Consider the following 26,285-nt stretch of genomic DNA (forward strand, 5'->3'; position numbering starts at 1 on the left):
ATTTTTAGACTTAAATAAATGAACTTGAAAAACTGAATGATGGGATTCATCATTTTAAATCTTTGATATTTTGATATTCTTTGAGTCATTTTATTTGTGTTTAGTTTTCTAGTTTTTTGCAACCAGTTGTTGTGACAGTTTACTATTTATTACTCAGGAATCAGCCACCAAAATGGTTTCATTTTAGCTTTATAAATAAAAGCGTAATGTAAAGCCAATTTTAGCCAATGACCTGCTAAACCTATTTCTCCAAAGGTTTTGCCTAATTGTCTGCCTTGTGTTTTTGGGTATTTCTCATAATCTGGAACAATTGGATAGGTTGTAATACTAACACCACTTCCTTTTGTTATTCCATAACCAGCAGAAGCAATACACGCTGCGCCCATATTTCCCATAGACCCTTTGTGATGTAAAGATTCTTTTCCTGTTTTTATAGAATCTATAATGTTATCTGCAACTAATTTTGCGGTAATACCAGAAGGCATTCCTGTTCGTGGTGGTGCTGGTGAAATAGGCGTCCCGTTTTTACTTGTTCTTGGTTTAGAAATGGCGTGTGGAGGTGCAAATGCAATTCCGGGTGCAAAAATGTTTTTGTAACTCGGGTTTTGATAGGTTTCTGGCCAATCTTTTACAGACCATTCTTCGTATGGTTTTGGTGTGTAATCTGCATCAACAATCATAAACCCTTTAAAGAGTTTTTCTGTAATGTCGTTTTCATTTTTATCATAAGCTTTAAAACCATGACCAGAAAACGATGGGATTAACATGGCAAAATCGTAAGTTTCAGTTTTATATTCACCGTCAAGCGTTTCGTAATGCGCTAAACCATCTTCTATTTTATTAACGCCAGCTCCAAGAATCCATTTAATGTCTCTGTCTTCAAAAATCATTTCAACCATTTCATGAGATTTCATGGTCATGCTTCCGTAGCTTAATAACATACCATCCATACCAAAATCGCCTAATTGATATTCGTTAGAAATCCAAGTGACTTCTGCCATATCTCGCACATTGTGTTTACATAACTCTTGCTCTACATTTAATATATATTCAAAAGCAGCACCTTGGCAAGTCGATTTTGCGTGTCCTGTACCAATTAGTATTTTAACTTTTTTACCCGATTTCATTTGCTCAATGACTTCCTTTAAACCTTCCCAAGCATGGTCTGCGTGAGAATATGTGCAAACAGAATAGGCTTTATTTTTACCCGGAATTAAACCTGGAGTGGCTTCAAAGTTTAGTTTTGGACCTGTAGCATTAATTAAATAATCGTAAGTTATTTTTTCTTGTTGGCCTTTATTTTCTCCTACTACATATTCCGATAATACATAAGGTTTCTCTTCGGTTTTATCGCCTTCAGGAAAAAACGAAATCGCTTTGGCTTGTTTATAATCAATGCCTTTCTTTTTATATAATGGTGCTAATGGGAAGTAAATTTTATCAGACTTCATTTGTCCAATGCCAACCCAAATATTAGAAGGAACCCATTGGTAATTACTATTAGGAGACACTACAACAACCTCGTGCTTTTTTGATAATTTTCTGCGTAAATGAGTTGCTGCTACATGGCCAGCAATTCCCGCTCCTAAAATGACTATTTTAGACATGTTTTACAATTTGATTATTTTAAAATGATATGCGATTAAAGCATGAAAAAATAAATATACTATTTTGATTATGTGGTAAATAGATGGCTTTAGTCGTGTTGTAAAGGTTGTGTTTTTTTACGAGTTAAATAGTAACTTTTGTTACACAAAAAAAGCAGCTAATTAGCTGCTTTTTTGTTTATTTTATTTTCTATGTGTTTTGTGATAAAGAGTCCTAAAATGCCACCTAGAATAGAAACTATACAATTAATTAAAAATAATCCAATATGAAAAGTTCCATTTTGCATTATCGACCAAGGATCGAAGCCTAATCTTCCAAAAGATTTGATTAGTAAAACGCTTCCAAAAACACCAATTAAAGAATTTCCCGTTAATCCGAAAGAGTATTTTTTATTGAAATATCCAAAGGTATTAGCCGCAATAATGCCAATAAGAATACTTATTAATGAAATTAAAGTCCCTGTCATAATAGTTAGTTTAGACTAGTGTCCGTAATCCATATTGTCAACTTTTCCTCCCATTAGTCTTTTTTGAACTATAAAGTAAACAAGTAGAAGAATAAAGCCAATAATACCCCAAGTTAACGCTACAGATAATCCATACTCTGGAGCTGCAGTGTTGTATATTGTTAAAGGTTCATTAACCGTATTAACCGACGGTAATATTACCGGAAATAAAGATGCTAAGGACGATGTGATTCCGCCTAAAATCAATAAGGTTGATAATAAAAATGCGTGGCCATCTTTTTTAATTCTTTTTATAAAAAACAAACCAATTAAACCTGTAAAATAAATAATAGGAAATACCATTAATAATGGTTTTTCAACAAAATTATTTAAGGAATTCGGATTTACTATCTGCCATAAGTATAAAGAGAATAAGGTAAGTGCAATTAATACAATATTCAGCTTAAAAATAACACCCTTAAGTTTGCTGTTTATAGATGAATTAGTTTTTAAAATAATCCAATTGGCACCATGAATGGCCAAGGTAACTACGGCAATTAAGCCAATAACAAGGGTAAACCAATCAATAACCCCAGGATGTTCTGTTAATGGACTAAAACTGCTATTCCATAATGGTAGAAAAAAGTAATGGCCTTCGTGAGCAGAAATTCCATTTTGAACATCTCCTAAATTTACACCTCTAACAATGTTTCCCAAAGCAATACCAAAAAACAGGGCTAGTAATAAGCTAGAAACTCCAAATGAGGTATCCCAAATGTCTTTCCACATTTGATATTTAAATAGCCCTCTAAATTCTAAACCAATAGCTCTGAAAATTATTAACCAAAGGACGATAATTAGTGGTAAATAAAACCCACTAAAAACAGACGCATAAAAGGTAGGGAAGGCCATGAAAAGCATACCGCCTGCGGCCACTAGCCAAACCTCGTTAGAGTCCCAAAATAGACCTGCTGATTTTGCAATGACTTCTTTGTCTTTTTCTTTTTTAGCGAAGAATAAATGAATGATTCCGGTTCCAAAATCGTAGCCGTCTAAAATAAAAAATATTGCTAAAACAATAGCTATTGCTATATACCAAAATACTTCCATAATTAATGTGTTTGAGGTGTTGGACCTTGATTAATAGTTTTACCGACTAATACTAAAAATAATAGGCCTAATAGCATGTACAAAGCAACAAAACCAAGTAAAGTAAATAATGTATTCCCTGAAGATACTGTTGGCGAAATACCATCGCTAGTTTTTAATAAACCGTAAACTAGGTAAGGTTGTCTGCCTAATTCTGCAGTATACCAACCTGTTAGGTTAGCTATATAAGGGAAAGGCACTAAAAACATAATTGTCCAAAGTAATGGTTTTATAGTATATAGTTTTTTTCGCCATAAAAAGAATAAAGCTAGTGCCATAACACCAATAAAAATAGTACCCAAACCAACCATTATATGGTATGAATAGTAAAGTGCAGGAATATTACTTGGCAACTCTTCTTCTTTAAATTGATCCATTCCTGGAATTTGTTTATTCCAGTCTTGATGCGTTAAAAAGCTAAGTATATTGGGTACAGCAATTTTGTTGTCTAATTTTTTATCGACCATATTGGGTTGCCCAATAAGAACAATTTCAGACCCAGCTTCTTCTGTTTCAAAAATACCTTCCATAGCTGCAAAAGCTGCGGGCTGATGTTCTGCGACGTTTTTAGCATTCCAATCTCCTGTTGGGAAAGCAACTAATATACTTGAAACTAAACCGAAAATTACGCCTGTTTTTAAGAAGAGTTTGCCGTATTCTACTTGCTTATTTCTTAGCACGTAAAAAGCGCCTATACTAGCTACAACAAATGAAGACGTTACTACTGATGCTATTTGATTATGTAAAAATGCAGGTAAAAGCCAAGGGTTTGTAAAAAGATCTCCAAAATTATTAAGTACAAATTTTCCGTTTTCTAATATTTCATAGCCTACAGGATGTTGCATCCAAGCGTTTGTTGCTAAAATAAACCAACCACTTGCCCAAGAGCCTAAAAAGACTAAAAAGCCAGTTAAGAAATGAAGTTTTTGTCCCATTAACTTTTCTCCAAAAATGAATAAGGCTAAAAAAGAAGATTCTAAAAAGAAAGAGAACATCCCTTCCATGGCTAAAGTCTGACCTATAATACTACCTGTTAATTCTGAAAACTTTGCCCAATTGGTGCCAAATTGAAATTCCATTGGAATACCTGTTACAACACCCATGGTGAAATTAACAGCAAAAATTTTCATTAAAAATTTTGCAGCATTATTATATTTTTCAATTTTAGAGAGTAAATATTTACCTTTAAGAAAGACTATCAATAAAGATAATCCCATGGTTAATTGCGGAAATATATAATGAAATGTGATAGTAAATGCAAATTGCAATCTATCGTAAAAGAGCATGTCTTCCATATATTGATATTTAGACCATAAAAATACGACATAGAGCTTTAAAACTATGTAACTTTAATTACAAAAAAGCCTCTAATTAGAGGCTTTTTATGAAAACTTGAAAAAGGGTTAATTATTTTTTTAATATAGTATCTAAAACTAAATTTTTATCCAATTTTTTAGTACAGAAAAACCAATCTTTACAGTCTAAATCCTCGGTAGACGTCATGCGTTCTTCGGCAACGCCACAAGATCCTGCAGGAGATACAATTACATCATCTCCAGGATTCCAATCAGCGGGAGTAGCTACATTAAATTTATCTGAGGTTTGCATAGCTATTAATGCTCTGTAAAGTTCATCAAAATTACGACCTAAGCTTAAAGGATAATACATAATAGCTCTAACGGTTTCATTTGGATCAACAAAGAAGACTGCTCTTACTGCTTGTGTTTTGCTTTCACCTGGTTGAATCATACCGTATTTTTTTGCAACCTCCATCGAGATGTCTTCAATTAAAGGAAATTTAACTTCTATGTTCTTCATGCCGTTAAACTCAATTTTATCTTTAATGGTTCTTAACCATGCGATATGGCCATATAAACCATCGATAGATAAACCAATAAGACTACAGTTTGCCTTTTCAAATTTTTCCTCTAAATGCGCAAACGTCATAAACTCAGATGTACATACTGGTGTGAAATCTGCTGGATGACTAAATAAGATAGACCATTTGCCTTTATAGTCAGAAGGATAATTAATTTCTCCTTGTGTAGTTACGGCTTTAAATTCTGGTGCCTTGTCTCCAATTCTTGGCATTGCAAAAGTTTCTTGTTGTGCTGTTTCTAAAGTATTCATAGCTGTATATATTTATTATGTTATATTGTAAAATTAGGGTATAACAGCTTAATTTATTGTAACAATAGTCACTTAAGTGATACCTTTTGCCTAGGCTTTTCTAAGCGCTCTCATTAGTAAGATTTATGTACTAATTAAGCACAAAAAAAAAGCGCAAAAAATGCGCTTTAAAGCTAAAAATTAGTCACCATATTGAATTACCTCTCTTCAGTGGTATCCTTGTTGTTTTTTTTGCCTCCCATCATAAAGTTAATCAAAATACCTACTAAGGTTAGGCAAACCAGAGCGAAAATAGCAATCATTATTACGCCATTACTCCAGTTATATAATGCTATGTTTTGAGTTATCATGTTTAAAGTATTTAGTCGTTACTATAAAGTGTAAATGTATTAACCCTAGTTTTTATTAAATATGATTTTTATCAGTATAATCATCTTAACTTTTTAGCATGAATTTAATAAAGGTTAAACTTAATCTTTGTTAAAGGTAATGCTCCAAATACCTCTTACTTCATTTACATCATAACCAATTGCTTTATCCAAAGGATATAAGGTTTTAATTTTTGAAAATGTTGTTCTGTTTAAAGTTTCGTTTGGTTTTCCGTGACATTGAAGGCACATTGTGTTTGTTGTAATTGGATAATACACCGTAACATTATCATCTAGTTCCTTTACAATAGGAGTTGCTTCTTTATTGTTAGCAATAACTTGTTTAAATTCATTAATATATTCTAATTCTTCTTGGTTAGCCTTGTTATTGGGGTTTCGTGGTTTGTCTGATAGGCGTTTAATGCTAGCATTGTGTACAATAGCCATACTGTCGGTAAGCGGATAAGCACGTTCGTTACAAAACGTTAAGGCGACCAAAGTGCCTTTGTTTTGAATGGTTCCCATAAGGTTTTTGCCTAAAACCGCTTTAGTTGTTAATGCATACCTTAACCCACGTTCTGCATATGGTAAATCTTCAAAATTAGTTTTGGCTTTTTGATTTTGCATGCCTTTCCCATTTCCTTTACCGTTGCGGTTGCCTCTTTCATTATTATAATGATCTTCAAACCATTCTGGCTCTTCAATTTTATAATCGTACATGTATTCTGCTATTTTAGCAATGGTTTCTTCGGGATATGCTTGTTTTGGCATAACTCCAAAACGCTTTACTGCGCCATACATTTTAGCGTCTTCCGCATTCGGGTTTTTAATCCATTCTTTTATAGCTGTTATAAACTCTTCTTTAGTGGTATTATCACCTATGTAGTGCTTTTTAATGGCAATCATTGGAGGTCCAATTCTATTGTTTTGTGGAGCTGTAGGGCTATGGCAGACATAACAATTGGTTTCCATTAATTGTTTACCGGGATTTTGCGAAGCATCTTCATATTTATCGATTGCGTTATATGCCTTGTTTTTTGAGTTATTACAATTAAAAAAACAAGTGAATAGGAGTAGTGTAAGGAGGAATATATTGCGCATTTTACTTTTTTGTTTAAAGTTAAGTATTGCATAATTACCTGATTGTAACATTAGTTACTTAATTGTTTTTAAGACTTATAAAAGCAATTTTTAAAATTTATTTAAATAGAAAGAAAAAATTTGGTTGTTTTTTATAAAAAAATGTATATTTGCACCCACAAAAAAGGCCTCGTGGCGCAACTGAATAGCGCACTTGATTACGGCTCAAGAGGTTACTGGTTTGAATCCAGTCGAGGTCACGAAAAATTCAACACCAGTTGAAAATAAAGCAAGCTATAAAATATAGCTTGCTTTTGTTTTTTAAAGCCTTTTGATCTTATTGATTTTCAGTATTAATCTTATCCAAAAGACACTTTACCCGAAATCTTAAATTATTATCTGTTACTTAAAGTAACGCAAACTATCGTTATTTACTTAGCTAATTCTAATTTTTAAATGCGATCTCTAATCCGTATTAGATAGTAAAAAAAAAGTGATTACATTGAGTAGCAGCCACAACTTAAGGACATATAATTAATTAACGGGCGTATGGGTTTCTGTTAGATATACATACAGTAGAATGTTTTAAGTGTTTTTAAAACACTTAATTAAAATAAAGTTATATATTGTAGGCTATAGCCAAAGCATTCGTAATAATATAGATATGAAAAAAGCATATACGTTAATTTCAATTGTTTTATTAATTATTGTAAGTTCTTGTACTAAAAGCACTCCAAAAGTTTTTACTGAAGCTGATATCAATATTATACCTAAGCCATTGGAATTAACCCTTAATCAAGGGGTGTTTCAATTTTCAAATGATACAAAGTTTGTCACTGCAAATAGTGCGTTAATAGCTGCTTCTAGGTATTTAATTAGCCAATTAGAAAATGCTGCTGGATTTAAAGTTGAGGTGGTTAAAACGGCTCCAAATAGAAATTTCATCCAATTTATAACCGATGTTAATTTAGAAGAAGAAGCTTATAAATTAGTTGTTACTACTAATAATATAACTATTACTGCAAAAGACAATGCTGGCTTCTTATATGGTTTAGAAACTTTACGTCAATTATTACCCACAACAATTGAAAGTTCGCAGTTGGCTAAAGTTACTAATTGGATTATACCTGCCGTAATTATTAAAGATAAACCTCGATTTAAGCATAGGGGATTTATGTTAGATGTGTCTCGCCATTTCTACGACATCGATTTTGTAAAACAGACTATCGATAGGTTGGTTATGTATAAAATGAATGTTCTGCATTTGCATTTAGTAGACGATCAAGGTTGGCGTATAGAAATAAAAAAATATCCTAAATTAACCGAGGTAGGTGCATCCAGAAATGGAACCATAATTGGGCATTACCCCGGAAGTGAAAATGATAATAAAGTTTATGGTGGGTTTTTTACACAAGAAGATATAAAAGAAATTGTTACATATGCAACTGAGAGAAATATAACTGTTATTCCAGAAATAGAATTGCCTGGTCATAGTAGTGCAGCTATTGCTGCTTACCCTTATTTAAGTTGTTTTCCAGATGAGCCAACACATGTGCATCAAAACATGATGTCTGAAACATCCAAAAAGCTACAGGAAAATGGACAAATAAAAATTGTTCAGGAATCTTGGGGGATTTATAAGGATATTTATTGTGCTGGTAAAGATGATGTCTTTTCTTTTTTGGAAGATGTGTTGGATGAGGTTATGCCGCTATTTCCTTCCAAATATGTTCATATAGGTGGAGACGAAGCCATAAAACCTCATTGGGAGGTATGCCCAAATTGTAAAAAAAGAATGAAAGATGAAGGGCTTAAAGATGTACACGGATTACAAAGCTATTTTGTAAAACGTATAGAAAAGTATATTAATTCTAAAGGAAGAAAAATAATAGGTTGGGATGAAATTTTAGAAGGAGGCTTAGCGCCAGAAGCTACTGTTATGAGTTGGAGAGGTACAGAAGGCGGATTAGAAGCAACGGCTCAAGGACATGATGTAATTATGACGCCGGCGTCGCATTGCTACTTTAATCAATACCAAGGCCCTAGAAGTGAAGAGCCCTTAGCCTTTAATGCTTATACACCACTAAGTACGGTTTATGAATTTGATCCGGTAGTTGAAGGCATGACAGAAGCTCAGGCAAACCATGTTTTAGGAGCTCAAGGTAATTTATGGTCCGAATATATATCTACCAACAAGGAAGCAGACTATATGACATTTCCAAGACTAGCGGCGCTATCTGAAGTACTTTGGAGTACAAAAGAATCTAGAAGTTGGGAGGACTTTACAAAACGACTACATTCACAATTTGAACGCTATGATTATTTAGGAATTAATTATGCTAAAAGTATTTATTTAGTTACCTCTAGGTCAATAGCTAATCTTGAAGAAAACTCATTAAGTCTATCTTTAAGTAATGAATTTCCTAACCCTGATATTCGTTATGTTTTAGGAGATAAAAATATTCAAAATAACGCTATAAAATATACAGATACTCTTAAGATTGAAGAGACAACAACCATAAAAGCATCTTTGTTTAAAGACGAGAAACCAATTGGTAAAACTTTTATCGATACTATTAAAATTCATAAAGCTTTTGGTAAAGCCTTAAAATTCAAGTCCTCTTTTAGTGAAAGTTATCCGGCAGACGGACCATTAAGTTTAGTTAACGGCATTAGAGGTTCAAAAAATTTTCGTGATGGCCAGTGGCAAGGTTGGTTAGAAGAAGATATGGAAGTTGTTATCGATTTAGAAGAGCAACAACCTATAAAAGAAGTGTTTTTAGGTGCCATAGAAAATTTTGAATCAGGTATTTATTTCCCTATTGCTGTTGCCGTATTTGTTTCAAATGATGGAGCTGTTTTTAATGAAGTTGGAAAAATAGAACGTAGTTATAACAGAAGTTCAGGGAAAGATTTAATTACTTTTAAAATTAATTTCAATGAAGTAAATACTCGTTATATAAAAGTAATTGCAACTAATTTAAAAAAGTCGCCTACACATGGAGGAGGCGCTTGGTTGTTTGTGGATGAAATACTAGTTAATTAAGCCAATCTAATAATCAGGTTTAAATTAGTTATAACATCATACTATTGCTATTCTAAAATCTAGATTTTAATAGTTATTATTGCTTATTTGTATTCTAGTTTTAATTGCAGCTGATAGTTGCCTTATTTACATAATTAAAGTGAGTGCTTAGTAGTTAACACATAGAGTTCTATTCATCTCATGTCTTATTTTCTTATTTATTTAGAATAGGATTTCAATTCATCATACAAATTTTACAGTTCGGTAATTAAGAGTTTTTGAAGTTGCCCTTGTAGTGCACCTTTGCGTTATGTTACTTGTTTTTCAGTAACTCATTAAAAAAATCGAACAGTAAAATTACATTCATCATGAAAAAAATTACCATGATCCTAGTGGCGATAATCAGCCTACAAGTATCGGCTCAAACCATTATAAGCGGAACCATTCTTAATGCAAAGAACGAACCTGTAGAAGGTGCTAACGTTTATTTAGAAGGTACGTACGATGGCGCTACTTCTAACGAAAAAGGGGCCTTTTATTTTGATACCCCAGCAAAAGGAACCCAAACTTTAGTGGTTTCATTTTTGGCTTACGAGCCATTTACAATTGTTGGCGATGTCACTTTTATGAAAGCTATAGAAGTAAAATTACGAGAAGATGTAAGCGCTTTAGATGCCGTGGTATTATCGGCAGGAACATTTTCGGCAGGCGATAACAGTAAAGTAAATGCTTTAAAACCTCTAGATGTAGTAACTACTGCCAGTGCATTAGGCGATTTTGTAGGTGCTTTACAAACCTTACCAGGAACTACAACGGTGGCCGAAGATGGCAGGTTATTTGTAAGAGGTGGCGATGCTAACGAAACTCAAATTTTTATTGATGGTATTCGTGTATTTACGCCCTATTCTCCAACTACTAATAATGCACCAACACGTGGTAGATATTCGCCTTTTTTGTTTGATGGCATTACGTTTTCAACTGGAGGATATTCCGCCGAATATGGGCAAGCCTTGTCGAGTGTTTTACTTTTAAATACAACAGATGAGCCCGATCAAGAAAAAACAGATATAGGTATAATGAGTCTTGGTGCTACGCTTGGTAATACGCAAAAATGGAAAAAGAGCGCTTTAAGCGTTAATGCATCATACATAAATTTAACACCTTATAATACTATTTTTAAAAGTAGAAATGATTGGATAAAGCCTTTTGAAACCGCATCGGGTGAAGCTGTTTTTAGAAAGAAAACAAACTCTGGCTTGTTTAAGCTTTACGGAGCTTTTGATGCTACTAATTTCGAACTTACTCAAGATGATATTAATGAGCCAGAAGGGGCATATTTTAAACTTAAAAATAATAATTTTTACCTAAACGGATCGTATCAAGGTGTATTAAATGATACTTGGTCTTTTTTTAGTGGTGTTAGTTTAACGCAGGCTAAAAACGACTTAAATATAATTGAAAGCAAGATAAATAATCATGAAAAGTCATTGCACGCTAAAATGAAATTTAAAAACAGAATTAGTAACCGTTTGAAACTTTATTTTGGAACAGAATATTTTGGAACTCAATTTACCGAATCGTATAAAGATGCTTCTGTTGTCCATGAAGATTATGGATATAATAATAACATTGCAGCCGTTTTTGCCGAAGCCGATATATTTATATCTAAAAATTTAGCGCTTAAAACTGGGCTACGTGGCGAGTATAGTGCAATTTTTAAAGATTTTTCTATGGCACCACGAGTTTCGGTTGCTTATAAAACAAGTAGCAAAAGTCAAGTATCTCTCGCTTATGGTAATTTTTATCAAAACCCTTCAAGTAATATTTTAAAGTTTAATACAGACTTAAAAGCAGAAAATGCGTCGCATTATATTTTTAATTATCAATACAATGGCGATAGAAAAATTTTTAGAGTCGAAGGCTATTATAAAAACTATAGTAATTTAGTTAAGTATGATACCGAGTTCACCAATTTTAACAGCAATTATACTAGCAATGGTAGTGGTTATGCCACAGGGTTAGATTTGTTTTGGCGAGATAGTAAAAGCATTAAAAATTTCGATTATTGGTTAAGTTATTCGCTTTTAGATACCCAACGCGATTACAATAATTTTCCAACAAAAGCACAACCTAATTTTGCAAATACGCATAATGCATCGGTTGTGGGGAAATATTGGATAGATTCATTGCGCAGTCAAGTTGGTATGAGTTATAGTTTTGCTTCGGGCAGGACGTATACTAATCCTAATAATACAGGTTTTTTAAACCATAAAACAAAATCATTTAACAGCTTAAGTTTAAATTGGGCCTATTTAATTAGTCCTCAAAAAATACTCTATGCCTCTGTAAATAATGTGTTAGGATTTAAAAATATTAACGGTTACCAATATGCCAATGCGCCAGATTTAAATGGGACTTTTAATAGACGTGCTTTACAACCAGCAACCGATCAGTTCTTTTTTGTAGGGTTCTTTTGGACTATTAGTGAGGATAAAAAGAGCAATCAGTTAGATAATTTATAGCATTTAGTATTGGAGACGGGAGAGGTTTTATAAGGATATAAACTTCATCATATTCTACATTTTGTTCTTTCTCCATTCTAATTGCTTTTTCGCGAAGCTTTTAATCTTCAATATCTTGAATGCTAAATCCTCTAGTTCTCATGTACCTTCTGTATGTTTATTCTTTTCTTTATTCTATTGCGAAACTGCCTTTAAGCCAACAATAGATCCTATTAAAGTGATGATAAAAAATAACCTTAAAAACGTAGCAGGTTCTTTAAACACAAGTATACCTATCAAGACCGTTCCAACTGCTCCAATGCCTGTCCAAACGGCATAAGCGGTTCCAATGGGTAATGTTTGTGAGGCTTTAATTAATAGGCCCATACTTATACCGCACGTAATAATAAAACCTAAATACCAAAAACACATGTCGATTCCGGTAGTTTCTTTTGCTTTTCCTAAGCAAAAAGCGAAGGAGACTTCAAAAAGTCCAGCGATTATTAATAGAATCCAATTCATTCGTTTTTAGTTTATTTATTTGGAAAATGAATTCAATATTTCCATAGCTTTATCCGTGTCCTTTTTATCAACAAAAATATGATCGTGATAATAGGCAGCAACAACATTGCAGCTAATTCCGTTTTTAGATAGTGCATTGGAAAATGCAGATGTTAAACCTACGGCTTCTAATGAGGAGTGTACGGTAAGTGTAATCCAAGAGGCAACAAAAGAGTAGTCTAAATTTAGTTGGTCCGCGATTTCTCTTTTAGCAACTATAGTTATGCTTTCGTCTTCTTTAAAAGTCATAATCACTTGACTGATATTTATACTATTTAGATTTTTCGTTTTGCAAAACACAAATTCACCCACGTTGTGTTTTGGTTTCATTGACTTTAAAAGAATGTCTAGTTGTTTTTCTCCGCTCATTTTTACTTTGTGTTTTTTGCTAGTTTTTGCAATTCATTTAAGGTGGCTTTACCAACGCTATGAGCAGATTGTGGATTCTGACCTGTTACTAATCGTTGGTCGGTAACTACGTGTTTATTAAAGGGAGCAGATTTCTCGAAAATAGCACCACGCGCTCTTAATTGATCTTCTAATAAAAAAGGAACGACATCCTCTAGTTTTACTTTTACTTCTTCTTCATTGGTAAATGCATTTACTTTTTTACCATCTACAAGATATTTTCCGTTACTTAATTTAATGTTTACAAGGCCAGCAGGTCCGTGACATACCGCGCTTATTACGCCGTTGTTTTCGTAAATTTGTTGTGCAATTTCTGCAATTTCCGTGTTATTTGCAAAATCCCACATCGCACCATGACCACCTGCATAATGTATGGCTACATAGTCTTCCGGATTTACTTCACTTGGCTTTTTAGTGTTTTCAATTTTATTGCGATACGTGTTGTTATCCCAAAATTTCTTATTGATAGCATCAGTCATATCGAAGGCATCTACAGGAGCTTTTCCACCTTGTGGACTCACAAAATCTATATCGTAACCAGCGCTGTGTAAAACATCCCAAGGATGAGAAACTTCACCAAGATAATAACCTGTTTTTTCTCCAGTATCTCCTTTTTTACTATGGCTTGTAACTACAAATAATATCTTTTTTGCGACTTTAGTTTCTTCTTTTACAGTAGAATTGTCCGATTTGTTTTTAGTGTTACAGCTTATAAGTAATGCTATAAACATGAATAGATAAAGAGGCGTTTTAAGTTTTTTGATAATGTGCATATTTAAAATGTTTTAAAGTTAATTTTAAAATCATTCTTGCTTAATAAATAGTAAAATAAAATTACCCCGTATAGCAAAGAATAATAGAGCACAAAACTCTTAAACATTTTGCAGAAACTATTTAACAAATGATAAAAAAAGAAAGCTTATTATATCTCTGCGCGAATTCTACTTAAACTAACTTGTGTAATGCCTAAATAAGAAGCGATATGGCCTAATTGTACACGTTTAATTAAGTCTGGATTGTTTTCTAGAAGTTCTATATAGCGTTCTCTAGCTGTTCCTAATTGACGAGAAATAAGTCGTTCTTCAGTTTTAATAAGTTCCTGTTCGGCAAACCTACGTCCCCAGTTTGCTATATGTATGTCTTTTTCAAAAAGCTTCTGTAATTTTTCAGTTTTTAGCTCGTATAATTCACACTCTTCTAGTAGCTCTATGTCTTCGTAACCTTTTTGATTGGTAACATAGCTTTTCATTGAAATAACGGGGTCTCCTTCTTTCCCGAACCAAAATGTAATTTCATTATCGGTGGAATTGGTATAGGCGCGCACAATTCCTTTTTTAATAAAATAAATACTACTTTCAATTTTGTCGGCTCTTAATAGAACATGTTTTTTAGGAAAATTAATTTCTGAAATACATGCTTTAATTATCGATTTTGAAGTTTCAGGTAAAGGATATATGTTGTTCAGAATTTGATCTATAATCATTGAATGCGCTTTGCCTGTGTGGTAAAGGATAAACCTTGTTGTCCTTTAGTAGAATTCATAACACCTTCAAATAAAGGTTCTGGACAGCCTTTCGGGACTTTCCATTCAAAAATAAAATTAGAGCCTGTGCCACCAGCAACATCGGTTTCACCAATTATAATTTCGGTGGTTTCCATAGGTCCTAAATAAATTGGATCTTTAAAATAGGTTTTTACAGGTGCTCCATGAGAATCGTAGTAGTTAGCCTTTAAAAGGTATATGGTGTCTAAATCGCTGGTGTTTCTTAAGCTCACCATAACAGTTAAATTATGCGTAGTATGCTCAGACACACTATAAATTTGAGAATATATAGATAGGTACGATTTACCAAATTCTAGAGAATCTGTAGTCTTTATATTTGCCTTACGTTTCGACCAATTTTCATGATGAAGCGAACTAACTTCTTTCGTTTCATTACAACTTAAAATAATAAAGAATAGAGCGAGCGAAAAATATTTTAGTTTCATTTTAATGCGATTTTATTCAAATGCTGTATTACAAATATAACACACCCTACCTAGAAACGTTTATGCATGCGGCATGAAATTACTTTTTTAACTCATATTTTAAAGGGCGTTAAACTTTAAAATCAATAATGTTTGTCATATTAAATTAAAAGGGGGTCAATTTTAAGATATGACAAATATCATAGTTGATTAATTGAAGATACAATAATTTTAGGGTATTGAAATTGAGATGACTTAATAAAGTATTAGCCATCTATTAAAACTAAATGTTATGGAAGTTAAAAAAAATCCAAACCTAGACATAGGACGAAATAGTAGTATTTATTTTGCTATCGGACTAAATTTAATGTTGTTTTTATCTTGGCAGGCTATAGAATATAGAACTTATGATAAAGTAGAGTCTAATATCGATGTTGTAGAAATGGAAGATGTAGTAGAAGAAGAAATTCCTATTATTGCCATGAGTACGCCTCCGCCACCGCCACCGCCGCCACCTGCGGCTATTAGCGAATCGGTTGAAATTGTAGATGATACTGTTGAAATTGAAGAAACTATAATTGAAAGTTCAGAAATTGATCAATCTGATGCTATTGAAGAGCGTATTGTATCTGTTGGAGATGTGGTTGTCGATGAAATAGAAGAGGACGTTCAAGTAGCTTTCGCTGTTATAGAAGATGTACCAGTATTTCCTGGTTGCGAGGGCTTATCTAAACAAGCAACTAAAGACTGTTTTCAAAAAAAGATGTTAGCGCATGTAACTAGTAATTTTAATTACCCACAAGCTGCTTTAGATTTAGGTATTCAAGGTCGAGTTTCTGTAATATTTGTAATAGATAAAACGGGATACATAACCGGAATTCGCTCTAGAGGTCCAGATCAAATATTACAAAAAGAAGCAGAACGTATTATAGGTAAATTACCAAAAATGCAACCTGGTAAACAACGTGGTAAACCTGTAAAAGTTGCATACGCTGTACCTATCTTCTTTAAGTATGATGGTGGTTAGTAGTTTTTAAATTTGTGACTATTTCAATATAAAAGAGGTTGTTTGATAACATATCAAGCAGCCTCTTTTGGTTGTTTGTTAGTTGTATTTTACAATTCAGTATTAAAAAATTACAATTCGGTAAGTTGGTTTTTTAAAACCTTTAGTTCTGTTGGATATTTGTTTCATCAATTTAAAATAATCAATCATGAAACAATTATTTATTATCGCAACACTACTAATTTCTGGATTAGGTACTGCACAAACAAACTATGAAAAAGGTATGCAAAAAGCCTTTGATTTATGGGCGCAAAACCAACCAATTGAAGCTTCTAATTTGTTTGAGCGTATTGCACACGCAGAACCAGATAATTGGTTACCGCCATACTATGCGGCTCAAATTAATATCCTGTATAGTTTTGGCGAAAAAAATGAAGATGTCCTTTCTGCGAAACTTAAAAAAGCTCAAAATTTAATTAATGATGCTACCGCAATTTCAAAGGATAATCCAGAGATTTTGGTGCTTCAAGCCTTATTACACACGGTTTGGGTTACTTTTGATGGTGCAACCTATGGTATGACCCTATCAGGAAAAGTTATAGAGTTGTATACCAAAGCAAAACTAATAGATCCTACAAACCCTCGTGCTGTATATTGTAAAGCAGAGTGGGATATGGGCGGAGCAAAATATTTTGGTCAAGATACAACGCCATTTTGTAAAGATTTAGAGCATGCCACAGAACTTTTTGCTAACTTTAAACCAGAAACAGCATTTCACCCAAATTGGGGAGCAGATAGAGCAAAAATGTTGTTAGACGCTTGCGAGAAATAAAACCGATTAGATAAAAACCATCATGATAAAATCAAATAAAAATATCATTATCACTGTAGTAATTGGCTGTATCATTTTTGCTATTGGCAATCTAATATCGGGTGGTTTTAATTTTAAAACGGTAACAGAATTTTTAGTCAACTTTAGCTTTTATCAATTGTATTCCTTTGTATTAGGCTATTCTAATATGTTTTTTTTCGATTATATGGAACGTCGCAACTGGAAAAAAAGCGATACCATAAAGCGGGTTGTTATTGGCATTATTGGGTCTACTGTTATAACATTAATTGGCCTGTTTGCTTTAAGAGCATCAACCGCTGTAATTTACGATGGTATTTCGTTTTCAGAGTTTCTAGCCAACGAGCACTTTAGGTTTTATCAATTTGGGTTATGGATCACCCTAACCATTGTTATTATTTTTCATGTTGTTTATTTTTATAATAAGTATCAGCAAAACAAAATAAAAGAGCAAAAAGTAATTGCAGGAACGGCAAGCGCTAAGTTCGATGCTTTAAAAAACCAATTAGATCCACATTTTCTATTCAATAGTTTAAATGTTTTAACCAGTTTAATTGAAGAGAACCCCGTAAATGCTCAAAAGTTTACAACATCCCTATCCAAAGTGTATCGCTATGTTTTAGAGCAAAAAAACAAAGAACTGGTAACGGTAGACGAGGAGTTAAAATTCGCCAAAACCTACATGTCGCTGCTTAAAATGCGTTTCGAAGACAGTATTATTTTCAACATGCCCGAAAACGCATCAAACCCAGAAAGCAAAGTCGTGCCATTATCGTTACAATTACTACTAGAAAATGCAGTAAAACACAATACAGTTACCTCTAGTAAACCATTGCAAATTAGAATTTACGAGGACGCGGGTAATTTAATAGTCGAAAACAACTTACAACCCAAGCAAATAGTGAAAAAGAGTAGTGGTGTTGGCTTAAGCAATATCATGCAACGCTATGGTTTATTAACCAACAAACAAGTAAATATATATAAAGAAGCAAACCGTTTTGCAGTGTCAATACCTATGCTTACTAAACAAATATCAGTTATGAGAAACGAACCATCCACATCAAAATTAGACGACAGTTACATGCGTGCATTAAATCACGTCGACGAGCTAAAAGGCTTCTATTACAGCCTAATATCTTACTGCTTAGTTATTCCCTTTTTAATCTTTATAAATTACCGAACTTATTGGGGTTTCCAATGGTTTTGGTTCCCAATGTTTGGTTGGGGCATAGGCTTAGCCATACAAGCCTTTAGAGTATTTATAAACGACGGTGCATTTGGCCGAAACTGGGAAAAGCGTAAAATGGAAGAGTATATGCAAAAAGATAAAAACGATTGGGATTAAAATACTGTAGTCATGCAAAATAATTTAGAAAACGAAATTAATAAAAAGCAAGAGCAGGCGCGCCAACACATCCAAAACATAAAAGGTTTTTACCAGCATCTTGTTGCCTATATTTTATTTACACCGTTTACCATTTTTATAAATTACAAAACCTATTGGGATTATAAATGGTTTTGGTATTCCATAATTATTTGGGGTATAGCGGTAGCCATTCATGCACTTCGAGTTTTTGTGTTTAAAGATACTTTAGGCTCAAAATGGGAAGCACGCAAAATAGAAGAGATTATGCGAAAAGAAGAAAACAAATGGGAATAACAACTCCAATAATACACAACGCTATGCAAAACGCTAATATAGAACCATTCACTAAAAACAATCACGATAAAGAGCAAGCCTATATACGAGCCAAAAAACGCGTAAAAGCGCTAAAAGGTTTCTATTGGCACGCGTTCTGGTACATCCTAGTAAATATTTTTTTAATAGCCATGATAGCCATAAACTCAAGCAGTGCCCAATTCTGGCAATTTGGTACCTTTTCAACCGCTTTTTTCTGGGGTATTGGTATCGTTTTTCATGCCATAGGCGTATTTGGTAAAAACCCAATATTTAGTAAAGCCTGGGAAGAAAAAAAGATAAAACAATATATGGAAAAGGATAAAAAACAGTGGAAATAAAATGTGGCTTCAAGTATTTAAAAAGACTTTAGAAGTTGGGCGCTACCACAAGGGTCGGGCTTTACGCTGCAAGTCCTCGCTCCGTACCTCCGCTGTGGGCTTTTCGCTGCAATCCCTAGCGCGGGTAAGTCTGCAAAAGGCAGAGTTAACATTCAGTTAGCCTTTCCATACAGGGCTTAAATCCTTGTTGGTGTTTAAAAAAAGAGATTTGCAACAGGAACATGATAAAAAAATAAAACAAAAACCAATGAACGTAATAATAATAGAAGACGAAAAACCATCAGCAAGACGCTTACAACGTATGCTTCAAAGTCTAGATTTAGAAGCTCAAGTCATGTTGCACTCCGTCGAAGAGTCCATAAATTGGTTTCAAAATAACCCGCATCCCGATTTAATTTTTCTAGACATTCAATTAAGCGATGGCTTATCTTTCGAGATTTTCGAAGCTATCGAAATAAAATCGGCCATCATTTTTACCACCGCTTACGATGAGTACGCACTGCAAGCCTTCAAACTAAACAGTATCGACTATTTGCTAAAACCTATTGATGACGACGATTTAGCTACCGCAGTAAAAAAATACCAGGAACGAGCACCGCAAAAGCAAGCCGTAACCCTCGATTTTAACGATATTAAAAAATTATTAATAAACCCTTTAGATCGCGAGTACAAAAAACGATTTTCGGTTAAAGTAGGGCAGCACCTAAAACTTATAAATATAGACGAAATAGAATGCTTTTATAGCGAAAACAAAGGCACCTATGTACACACCGCCGAGGGAAGAAACTATCTTTTAGATACCACCTTAGATAATCTAGAAAACGAGTTAGAACCCAATACCTTTTTCCGTATTAACCGTAAGTTTTTTGTAAACATTAATGCCATAAAAGATATGGTGAGTTATACCAATTCGCGTTTGCAAATAAAATTAAACTCGTATAACGAGCAAGATGTTATTGTGGCACGAGAGCGGGTTAAGGATTTTAAAAATTGGTTGGAGTAACTCGAGTTTTTAGTGTACATTTTAGTTTCAACTACCAGTCAAGTAAAATACATGTATAAAGTTTAAAACACAAACAGATAAAACCATTTGTGTTTTAAAACATATTATTTAATAGAGTACTAGTATTTATGTTCTTGAATGTAAACCAATAGCATTACCATCTATATCTTGTAATATAGAAACAAAACCAAATTCTCCAATGGACATTTTAGGTCTTATAATTTTTCCACCTGCTTGTTCAACCAGGTTTTCTTCGGTTGTACAGTCTTGCGATTCAAAATAAATAACCGTGTTGTTACTACTAGGTACAAAATCTTTTTTTTCTACTAAGGCACCAGTAATGTTTAACCCTTTTGGATCGAATGGGAAACCAGATTGTTTTCCAAATTCTGCAGGAAAATCAACAAGTTTTATATTAAAAACAGTTTCGTAGAATGTTTTAGCTTGGTTTAAGTTAGATACATGGATGTCGAACCAATTTACAGGATTTACATTTTTCATATTATTTGCTTTTATATTTTGTTGCGTTATTGCATTACAAAGATGCTACGACTTTAAAATATAAAATTGTAAAAATGGGACACGCTTATTTTTTGCCGTCAAAAATTAAAGACATTTTTAAATGATCGCCGTAAAACTCCTTAGGTGTTAAACCTGTAAATTCTTTAAAATCTTTTATAAAATGAGCTTGGTCGAAATACTCATTTTCGTAGGCTAAATCGGTAAGACTTGGCACATCTTTATTTAATAGTGTTTTTAATGTGTTTTGAATGCGGATGGTTTTAGAGAGTTGTTTAGGACTTAACCCTATGGTAGATGAAAATTTACGGGTTAACTGCCTTCTATTAATGTTATTTTGTTTGGAGAGTTCTGTTACCGAGAATTGTCCATTGGTCTCAAAAATGGTTTCAACGGTCGATTTTACAATACTGTCTATAGTATTTTTATCTGTTAACCGCTTTAGGAGGAATGCTTCTGCTAACTCAATTCTTTCGTTGGTATTGTTGGCGTTTAAAATGTTGTCTCCTAACTCTTGGCCTTATTTTCCAAAAAGTTCTGTTAAGGGTACCGCTGTGTTTTGAATATCTTTAATAGCAATGTTAGCAAATGGAAAAAAGCCGTTAGGTTGAAACCGAACTACAAATGAGCCCGTAACACCTAGCGGTTCTACAACATAAGGTCGTGTAAGTTGCCCTATTAAAAAACAATGTGGTAAAATAATACTTTCTTGGTTGTTTGGGTGGTGGCGGTAAGTATCGGCATAATGAAAAATGAGTTTCATGGTACCATCTGGAATAATGGTATTTTTTGTAGGTGTGTTTTCTGGTGCACTCTCTAAAGTCCAATAACACTTTACCCATTCTGCCAAATTTTCTTGTGGTTCAAATATTTTGTGGTTCATAATATTACTCTTAGAGCTAAGTTAACAAAAGAAAATGAGTCTTAGTTTTAGGTTATAAAAAAACCACCTTGTTTTCACAAAGTGGCTTTTATTATTTCCGCGAAAGCGAAAACGTAACCTTATAATTAATCTACTTTTTTAAACCGAAGCGTTTCATTGCCATTTACATCGAAAAAAGTTAATATTAAGTTTTCTCTTTTATAAGCTGTTGTATTGGCTAAGGCTTTGTTGTAACTTTCGGCTTCAGTGCTATTTGCGCACATTTTTTTTGTGGACGCCATTACACCAAATTTTATTGTTTTATCTGTTATGTTTTTAATTTGGCCTGAGTAATTGTTACAACCATCTGTACCTAAAGCTTGTATTTTAGCAACGTTAATCTCTAAATTTGGTCTGTTATTAGTGTTTGAAATGGTGGTGCTGTTAATGTGCGTAGCGGCCCAAATATCATGTAAAGCCATTTTTGGGTCTTTCTTTTTTTCTAAAACTTTAACTAGTTTGTAGGCTATTGAAGATGCATCTGCAGGTGTATTAGTTTTATCTTTAGGCGTTTCGGTAACTTCAATTTTTTGAAGATAACCAAATTCAAATTCAAAATTTTCAATAGGAGCGTAGAAGTAGCTCCATTTGGCATCTTCTAAATTAGTGCCCTTATAAACTTGTAAGCATTTTGTTTTACCTGCCCCAGCATCGCAATCTGCTTTTACACTATTTACCCAATAGGTTACGGTTGCTGTTTCTTTAGTGCTACAAGATGTGCTTAAAATAGTTAAGAATAGAATAACAGTAAGTGATTTTAATAGTTTCATACGGTTTTTTAATTTTTTAAAGCGGCAAAGGTCTTAACTTTTATAAAAATTGAATGTTAAAGGTTTTATAAACTATGGCATAAAAAAACCACCTTGTTTTCACAAAGTGGTTTTTATTATTTCCGAGAAAGCGAAAAGATATATGGTTTTTGTTTATTAAGCGCCCTGTTTTTTAGGGTTTGCTGCAAATAACCTATTTAATCATTTCGTAACTACGTTTAATAAAGTTTGTTAACTCTTCGCCTTTTAATAGGCCTTGAGATAAACGTGCTAAATCTAAACTTTGTGTAATTAAACGATCTTTATCTTCTTTAGCTTCGGTAGCCAAAATATCACTCACTAACTTAGAGTTTGTATTTACAATAACATTGTACATTTCTGGCATGTTACCAAACATTTGCATACCTCCGCCTCCTGAAGCTTGCATTTCTTTCATTCTACGCATAAATTCTGGTTGCGTAATAGTAAAAGGTGTTTCTGTGCTATCCATAGCTTCTAATTGCACTTGGAATTTATCAGAAGGAATTACAGATTTTAATAACTCATCTAAGGTTTTAGTTTGCTCTTCATCTAATTTAGAAATTGTTGTTTCATCTTTCTTAATTAAATTATTTACATGATCGCCATCTACACGTGCAAACGTAATGTTTTCTTTAGTGCTTTCTAATTTCTGGATTAAATGCGATACAATTGGAGAATCCAATAATAACACTTCGTAATCTTTAGCTTTTGCAGACTCAATGTAACTGTGTTGCGCATCTGCATTTGATGCATAAAGGATAACTAACTTACCATCCTTATCGGTTTGGTTTGCTTTAATTTTATTGAATAACTCATCGTAAGTGTAATACTTGCCATCTACCGTTGGGTATAAGGTGAACGCTTCAGATTTTTCGAAGAATTTATCTTCAGAAAGCATTCCGTATTCAATTACAATTTTAATATCGTTCCATTTAGCTTCAAAATCCTCACGGTTACTGTTAAATAACGATTTTAATTTATCGGCAACTTTTCTAGTAATGTAAGACGAAATCTTTTTTACAGCACCATCGGCTTGTAAATAAGAACGCGATACGTTTAATGGAATATCTGGCGAGTCAATAACACCACGAAGCATGGTTAAAAACTCGGGTACAATGCCTTCAACATTATCGGTAACATATACTTGGTTTTGATACAGTTGAATTTTATCCTTCTGGATTTGCATGTCGTTAGACATTTTTGGGAAGTATAAAATACCAGTTAAGTTAAACGGATAATCAACATTTAAATGAATGTTGAATAACGGCTCTTCCATTTGCATTGGATACAATTCTCTATAGAATGCGCTATAATCTTCATCCTTTAAATCTGCTGGTTGTTTTGTCCAAGCAGGATTTGGGTTGTTTATAATATTATCAACCGTTATTTTTCTGTGTGGCTCAGTCGTTTCTTTACCATCTTTATCTGTAGTCGTTTCTGGTGTATGCTCAGGATCGTTAATTTCCTTAGTTCCAAATTTAATTGAAACTGGCATAAACTTGTTGTACTTGTACAACAACTCAGAGATGCGAGACTCTTCTAAAAACTCAGTAGAATCTTCGGCAATATGAAGTATAATTTCTGATCCTCTATCAGTTTTATCAGAAGCTTCTAATGTAAATTCTGGCGATCCGTCGCAAGTCCAATGTGCAGCAGGCTCATCTTTAAACGATTTAGTAATAATTTCAACCTTTTCTGCAACCATAAATGCAGAGTAGAAACCAAGACCAAAATGTCCAATAATTCCAGAATCTTTAGCCGAATCTTTGTACTTATCTAAAAACTCTTCAGCTCCAGAAAAAGCCACTTGGTTAATGTATTTTTCAACTTCATCGGCCGTCATACCTAAACCTTGATCGATAATATGAAGTTTTTTACCTTCCTTATCAATCTTAACTTCAATTACAGGATTACCATACTCCACTTTAGCATCGCCAATATTGGTTAAATGTTTAAGTTTTAAAGTAGCATCTGTTGCGTTACTAACTAGCTCGCGTAAAAATATTTCGTGGTCGCTATACAAGAATTTTTTAATGAGTGGGAAGATATTTTCTACCGATACATTAATGTTTCCTTTTGTCATAATATAATTTATTTGTCATTCCCTCGAAGGAGGAAATCTGTTTAACTTAATTTTTTATTTACTGTAAATGTAATAGTCAACAAAAATGCCAATTGACTAAATATGACAAACTGACACACCTTTTTTCTTTGGTAAAAGTAAATTATAAAGAAAGCCTAAATGCCAAATCTTAATCTATGCGGTTTTGGGAATTTTATTTCATTTGGAATTTTACCGTTTAATTTTGTACTTTGTTAATTCATTTAGAAGGTTTCCGTCTTCGCGGAAATAGAAATAAGACTAAAACATATGTACAATTCAAAAATAATAGGACTAGGTAAATACGTGCCAGATAATGTAGTAACAAACCATGATTTATCTAAAATGATGGATACTAACGATGAGTGGATTACCGAGCGCACTGGTATAAAAGAACGTCGTTGGGTAAAAGAAGGCTCTGGAGATACAACAGCAACAATGGGTGTTAAGGCCGCAAAACAAGCCATAGAGCGCGCAGGAATAGATAAAGACGATATCGATTTTATAATCTTTGCAACCTTAAGTCCAGATATGTATTTCCCTGGACCAGGAGTGCAAGTACAACATGCTTTAGATATTAAAACCATTGGCGCCTTAGATGTTAGAAACCAGTGTTCTGGCTTTGTATATGCTATTTCGGTGGCAGATAATTTTATAAAAACCGGTATGTATAAAAACATATTAGTTATTGGTAGCGAATTGCACTCTCACGGATTGGATAAAACCACAAGAGGTCGAGGGGTTACCGTAATTTTTGGCGATGGGGCAGGAGCTGCCATTTTAAGTAGAGAAGAAGATAATACAAAAGGTATTTTATCTACGCATTTACACTCTCAAGGCGAACATGCCGAAGAATTGGTGTTAGTAGCTCCAGGAATGGGAAAACGATGGGTAAACGATATTATCGCAGATAACGATCCTAACGATGAAAGTTATTTTCCTCACATGAATGGCCAGTTTGTATTTAAAAATGCCGTAGTGCGTTTTAGCGAGGTTATTGTAGAAGGTTTAACAAAAAACAACTTACAAAAGGAAGACATCGATATGTTAATTCCGCATCAAGCCAACCTGCGTATTGCTCAATTTATACAAAAGAAATTTGGTTTGCGCGACGACCAAGTGTTTAATAACATTATGAAATACGGTAATACAACGGCCGCTTCCATTATTATTGCACTAACCGAAGCTTGGGAAGAAGGAAAAATAAAAGAAGGCGATAACGTTGTTTTAGCCGCCTTTGGTAGTGGCTTTACATGGGGAAGTGCCATTATAAAATGGGCTTAAAATAAATATTTGGGCGTTACCACAAGGGTCGGGCTTTCGCAAGTCGCTCTCTGCGAGGAGCTCCAACAAATGCTCAATCCCTAACGCATTATCCGCCAAAAACAAGCAGCTATACCAAGGTAAAACTTATCTATAAATATAAAATCAAAAAACCCGAAACATATAGTTTCGGGTTTTTCTAGCTATTAATCAACTCCAATTAACACTTAAATGAAGAATTATATGGTGGTTAGACGTTGCATTTATAAATACATTACAAAGCGTATTTCTTATTTGATTTTAATGTCATGAGATAAAAAAAACTCGAAACAAGTTTCGAGCTTTAATTATATGAATCTTAAACTACGAATTTGTTTTTGTAGACGACTAACTCTAAAATAATTACGTTTTCGCTAATTGGTTAGATTACATATTATACGTTTAACGTAAAAATATTGTATGTTATTGTGCTGATTTTCAAATTTTAACAAATTTTTTAACATTTTGAAAATACACCATCCTAAAAACAAAATCCCTAAACTAGATGTTTAGGGATTTTTATTTAATA

General features: G+C 33.4%; 25 protein-coding genes and 1 tRNA gene. 10 read left to right on the plus strand and 16 right to left on the minus strand.

The genetic code is table 11. The annotated features are described in order from the left end of the window. Positions 1-149 precede the first annotated feature (149 nt). The 6 genes from HNQ90_RS14925 to HNQ90_RS14950 all read right to left on the minus strand — a co-directional run bounded on the left by HNQ90_RS14925 (position 150) and on the right by HNQ90_RS14950 (position 6,801). Entirely contained in the window at positions 150-1,607 is a 1,458-nt protein-coding gene (locus HNQ90_RS14925; RefSeq protein ID WP_144116531.1) for an NAD(P)/FAD-dependent oxidoreductase, read from the minus strand. A gap of 158 nt (positions 1,608-1,765) precedes the next feature. Further along, positions 1,766-2,074: a hypothetical protein gene (locus HNQ90_RS14930; protein WP_144116530.1), complete on the minus strand. Its 309-nt coding sequence runs from the start codon at positions 2,072-2,074 to the stop codon at positions 1,766-1,768. A gap of 15 nt (positions 2,075-2,089) precedes the next feature. Then, positions 2,090-3,163: a cytochrome d ubiquinol oxidase subunit II gene (cydB, locus tag HNQ90_RS14935; RefSeq protein WP_144116529.1), complete on the minus strand. Its 1,074-nt coding sequence runs from the start codon at positions 3,161-3,163 to the stop codon at positions 2,090-2,092. Positions 3,164-3,165: 2 nt separating this feature from the next. Beyond that, complete coding sequence (locus tag HNQ90_RS14940; protein WP_144116528.1) at positions 3,166-4,497, minus strand: cytochrome ubiquinol oxidase subunit I; 1,332 nt, start codon at positions 4,495-4,497, stop codon at positions 3,166-3,168. Between the two features lie 112 nt (positions 4,498-4,609). Beyond that, positions 4,610-5,332 carry a peroxiredoxin gene (locus HNQ90_RS14945; RefSeq protein WP_144116527.1) on the minus strand — a complete coding sequence of 241 codons (723 nt, stop codon included), beginning with the start codon at positions 5,330-5,332 and terminating at the stop codon, positions 4,610-4,612. 470 nt (positions 5,333-5,802) lie between these two features. Then, positions 5,803-6,801 (minus strand): c-type heme family protein, encoded by a 999-nt coding sequence (locus tag HNQ90_RS14950; RefSeq protein WP_144116526.1) that lies wholly within the window; start codon positions 6,799-6,801, stop codon positions 5,803-5,805. Between the two features lie 165 nt (positions 6,802-6,966). Between HNQ90_RS14950 and HNQ90_RS14955 the strand changes: the two genes are divergently transcribed. The 3 genes from HNQ90_RS14955 to HNQ90_RS14965 all read left to right on the plus strand — a co-directional run bounded on the left by HNQ90_RS14955 (position 6,967) and on the right by HNQ90_RS14965 (position 12,327). Then, a tRNA-Arg gene (locus tag HNQ90_RS14955) sits at positions 6,967-7,040 on the plus strand. A 404-nt stretch (positions 7,041-7,444) separates the two neighbouring features. Beyond that, entirely contained in the window at positions 7,445-9,826 is a 2,382-nt protein-coding gene (locus HNQ90_RS14960) for a glycoside hydrolase family 20 protein (protein ID WP_144116525.1), read from the plus strand. A gap of 347 nt (positions 9,827-10,173) precedes the next feature. Continuing rightward, entirely contained in the window at positions 10,174-12,327 is a 2,154-nt protein-coding gene (locus HNQ90_RS14965; RefSeq protein ID WP_144116524.1) for a TonB-dependent receptor, read from the plus strand. 174 nt (positions 12,328-12,501) lie between these two features. On the opposite strand, the gene HNQ90_RS14970 is transcribed toward HNQ90_RS14965, so the two are convergent. The 5 genes from HNQ90_RS14970 to HNQ90_RS14990 all read right to left on the minus strand — a co-directional run bounded on the left by HNQ90_RS14970 (position 12,502) and on the right by HNQ90_RS14990 (position 15,264). Then, entirely contained in the window at positions 12,502-12,828 is a 327-nt protein-coding gene (locus HNQ90_RS14970; protein WP_144116523.1) for a DMT family transporter, read from the minus strand. A 15-nt stretch (positions 12,829-12,843) separates the two neighbouring features. Next, the gene (locus tag HNQ90_RS14975; protein WP_144116522.1) at positions 12,844-13,236 is read right to left on the minus strand and encodes an ACT domain-containing protein; all 393 of its coding nucleotides are present in this window, start codon (positions 13,234-13,236) and stop codon (positions 12,844-12,846) included. A gap of 2 nt (positions 13,237-13,238) precedes the next feature. Beyond that, complete coding sequence (locus HNQ90_RS14980; protein ID WP_241678364.1) at positions 13,239-14,048, minus strand: type 1 glutamine amidotransferase domain-containing protein; 810 nt, start codon at positions 14,046-14,048, stop codon at positions 13,239-13,241. Positions 14,049-14,197: 149 nt separating this feature from the next. Further along, positions 14,198-14,758 (minus strand): Crp/Fnr family transcriptional regulator, encoded by a 561-nt coding sequence (locus HNQ90_RS14985; protein WP_144116521.1) that lies wholly within the window; start codon positions 14,756-14,758, stop codon positions 14,198-14,200. Continuing rightward, the gene (locus HNQ90_RS14990; RefSeq protein WP_144116520.1) at positions 14,755-15,264 is read right to left on the minus strand and encodes a DUF3124 domain-containing protein; all 510 of its coding nucleotides are present in this window, start codon (positions 15,262-15,264) and stop codon (positions 14,755-14,757) included. Before HNQ90_RS14990 ends, HNQ90_RS14985 begins: the two co-directional genes overlap by 4 nt. A 271-nt stretch (positions 15,265-15,535) precedes the next feature. Here HNQ90_RS14990 and HNQ90_RS14995 point away from each other — a divergent pair, with 271 nt between their 5' ends. The 6 genes from HNQ90_RS14995 to HNQ90_RS15020 all read left to right on the plus strand — a co-directional run bounded on the left by HNQ90_RS14995 (position 15,536) and on the right by HNQ90_RS15020 (position 20,121). Then, positions 15,536-16,270: an energy transducer TonB gene (locus HNQ90_RS14995; protein ID WP_144116519.1), complete on the plus strand. Its 735-nt coding sequence runs from the start codon at positions 15,536-15,538 to the stop codon at positions 16,268-16,270. A gap of 187 nt (positions 16,271-16,457) precedes the next feature. Further along, positions 16,458-17,081, plus strand: a complete 624-nt coding sequence (locus HNQ90_RS15000; protein ID WP_144116518.1) for a hypothetical protein — start codon at positions 16,458-16,460, stop codon at positions 17,079-17,081. Between the two features lie 22 nt (positions 17,082-17,103). Further along, complete coding sequence (locus HNQ90_RS15005) at positions 17,104-18,444, plus strand: 2TM domain-containing protein (protein WP_144116517.1); 1,341 nt, start codon at positions 17,104-17,106, stop codon at positions 18,442-18,444. Positions 18,445-18,456: 12 nt separating this feature from the next. Beyond that, the gene (locus tag HNQ90_RS15010; protein WP_144116516.1) at positions 18,457-18,759 is read left to right on the plus strand and encodes a 2TM domain-containing protein; all 303 of its coding nucleotides are present in this window, start codon (positions 18,457-18,459) and stop codon (positions 18,757-18,759) included. After that, positions 18,750-19,118, plus strand: a complete 369-nt coding sequence (locus tag HNQ90_RS15015) for a 2TM domain-containing protein (RefSeq protein WP_241678363.1) — start codon at positions 18,750-18,752, stop codon at positions 19,116-19,118. The genes HNQ90_RS15010 and HNQ90_RS15015 overlap by 10 nt, the downstream gene beginning before the upstream one ends. 247 nt (positions 19,119-19,365) lie before the next feature. Beyond that, positions 19,366-20,121, plus strand: a complete 756-nt coding sequence (locus HNQ90_RS15020; RefSeq protein ID WP_144116515.1) for a LytR/AlgR family response regulator transcription factor — start codon at positions 19,366-19,368, stop codon at positions 20,119-20,121. Between the two features lie 126 nt (positions 20,122-20,247). Here the strand turns inward: HNQ90_RS15020 and HNQ90_RS15025 are convergent, their stop codons facing one another. From HNQ90_RS15025 to htpG, 5 genes are all read right to left on the minus strand, one after another. Beyond that, the gene (locus HNQ90_RS15025; RefSeq protein WP_144116514.1) at positions 20,248-20,622 is read right to left on the minus strand and encodes a VOC family protein; all 375 of its coding nucleotides are present in this window, start codon (positions 20,620-20,622) and stop codon (positions 20,248-20,250) included. A gap of 85 nt (positions 20,623-20,707) precedes the next feature. Then, positions 20,708-21,139, minus strand: coding sequence for a helix-turn-helix domain-containing protein (locus HNQ90_RS18105; protein ID WP_206669650.1), 432 nt, complete (start codon positions 21,137-21,139; stop codon positions 20,708-20,710). 21 nt (positions 21,140-21,160) lie between these two features. Continuing rightward, positions 21,161-21,523 (minus strand): DUF6597 domain-containing transcriptional factor, encoded by a 363-nt coding sequence (locus tag HNQ90_RS17910; protein WP_206669649.1) that lies wholly within the window; start codon positions 21,521-21,523, stop codon positions 21,161-21,163. A 125-nt stretch (positions 21,524-21,648) separates the two neighbouring features. Beyond that, positions 21,649-22,332: a DUF4377 domain-containing protein gene (locus tag HNQ90_RS15035; protein ID WP_144116513.1), complete on the minus strand. Its 684-nt coding sequence runs from the start codon at positions 22,330-22,332 to the stop codon at positions 21,649-21,651. Positions 22,333-22,525: 193 nt separating this feature from the next. Beyond that, a complete protein-coding gene (gene htpG / locus HNQ90_RS15040) occupies positions 22,526-24,436 on the minus strand; it encodes a molecular chaperone HtpG (RefSeq protein ID WP_144116512.1) in 1,911 nt (636 codons plus the stop codon). A 288-nt stretch (positions 24,437-24,724) separates the two neighbouring features. Here htpG and HNQ90_RS15045 point away from each other — a divergent pair, with 288 nt between their 5' ends. Further along, positions 24,725-25,738 carry a 3-oxoacyl-ACP synthase III family protein gene (locus HNQ90_RS15045; protein WP_092852912.1) on the plus strand — a complete coding sequence of 338 codons (1,014 nt, stop codon included), beginning with the start codon at positions 24,725-24,727 and terminating at the stop codon, positions 25,736-25,738. Positions 25,739-26,285: the final 547 nt, after the last annotated feature.

Origin of the sequence: Algibacter amylolyticus (assembly GCF_014202225.1) — a bacterium.
GTDB lineage: Bacteria > Bacteroidota > Bacteroidia > Flavobacteriales > Flavobacteriaceae > Algibacter_B > Algibacter_B amylolyticus.

Coding starts and splice junctions, on each gene's coding strand:
- HNQ90_RS17910 (WP_206669649.1), bottom strand. CDS start 21,523: ATGAACCACAAAATATTTGAACCACAAGAAAATTTGGCAGAATGGGTA.
- HNQ90_RS14930 (WP_144116530.1), bottom strand. CDS start 2,074: ATGACAGGGACTTTAATTTCATTAATAAGTATTCTTATTGGCATTATT.
- HNQ90_RS14980 (WP_241678364.1), bottom strand. CDS start 14,048: ATGCACATTATCAAAAAACTTAAAACGCCTCTTTATCTATTCATGTTT.
- HNQ90_RS14965 (WP_144116524.1), top strand. CDS start 10,174: ATGAAAAAAATTACCATGATCCTAGTGGCGATAATCAGCCTACAAGTA.
- HNQ90_RS14985 (WP_144116521.1), bottom strand. CDS start 14,758: ATGATTATAGATCAAATTCTGAACAACATATATCCTTTACCTGAAACT.
- cydB (WP_144116529.1), bottom strand. CDS start 3,163: ATGGAAGTATTTTGGTATATAGCAATAGCTATTGTTTTAGCAATATTT.
- HNQ90_RS14925 (WP_144116531.1), bottom strand. CDS start 1,607: ATGTCTAAAATAGTCATTTTAGGAGCGGGAATTGCTGGCCATGTAGCA.
- HNQ90_RS15020 (WP_144116515.1), top strand. CDS start 19,366: ATGAACGTAATAATAATAGAAGACGAAAAACCATCAGCAAGACGCTTA.
- HNQ90_RS14945 (WP_144116527.1), bottom strand. CDS start 5,332: ATGAATACTTTAGAAACAGCACAACAAGAAACTTTTGCAATGCCAAGA.
- HNQ90_RS14990 (WP_144116520.1), bottom strand. CDS start 15,264: ATGAAACTAAAATATTTTTCGCTCGCTCTATTCTTTATTATTTTAAGT.
- HNQ90_RS15035 (WP_144116513.1), bottom strand. CDS start 22,332: ATGAAACTATTAAAATCACTTACTGTTATTCTATTCTTAACTATTTTA.
- HNQ90_RS15025 (WP_144116514.1), bottom strand. CDS start 20,622: ATGAAAAATGTAAATCCTGTAAATTGGTTCGACATCCATGTATCTAAC.
- HNQ90_RS14975 (WP_144116522.1), bottom strand. CDS start 13,236: ATGAGCGGAGAAAAACAACTAGACATTCTTTTAAAGTCAATGAAACCA.
- HNQ90_RS14940 (WP_144116528.1), bottom strand. CDS start 4,497: ATGGAAGACATGCTCTTTTACGATAGATTGCAATTTGCATTTACTATC.
- HNQ90_RS15015 (WP_241678363.1), top strand. CDS start 18,750: ATGGGAATAACAACTCCAATAATACACAACGCTATGCAAAACGCTAAT.
- HNQ90_RS15045 (WP_092852912.1), top strand. CDS start 24,725: ATGTACAATTCAAAAATAATAGGACTAGGTAAATACGTGCCAGATAAT.
- HNQ90_RS15010 (WP_144116516.1), top strand. CDS start 18,457: ATGCAAAATAATTTAGAAAACGAAATTAATAAAAAGCAAGAGCAGGCG.
- HNQ90_RS15000 (WP_144116518.1), top strand. CDS start 16,458: ATGAAACAATTATTTATTATCGCAACACTACTAATTTCTGGATTAGGT.
- htpG (WP_144116512.1), bottom strand. CDS start 24,436: ATGACAAAAGGAAACATTAATGTATCGGTAGAAAATATCTTCCCACTC.
- HNQ90_RS14995 (WP_144116519.1), top strand. CDS start 15,536: ATGGAAGTTAAAAAAAATCCAAACCTAGACATAGGACGAAATAGTAGT.
- HNQ90_RS15005 (WP_144116517.1), top strand. CDS start 17,104: ATGATAAAATCAAATAAAAATATCATTATCACTGTAGTAATTGGCTGT.
- HNQ90_RS14950 (WP_144116526.1), bottom strand. CDS start 6,801: ATGCGCAATATATTCCTCCTTACACTACTCCTATTCACTTGTTTTTTT.
- HNQ90_RS14970 (WP_144116523.1), bottom strand. CDS start 12,828: ATGAATTGGATTCTATTAATAATCGCTGGACTTTTTGAAGTCTCCTTC.
- HNQ90_RS14960 (WP_144116525.1), top strand. CDS start 7,445: ATGAAAAAAGCATATACGTTAATTTCAATTGTTTTATTAATTATTGTA.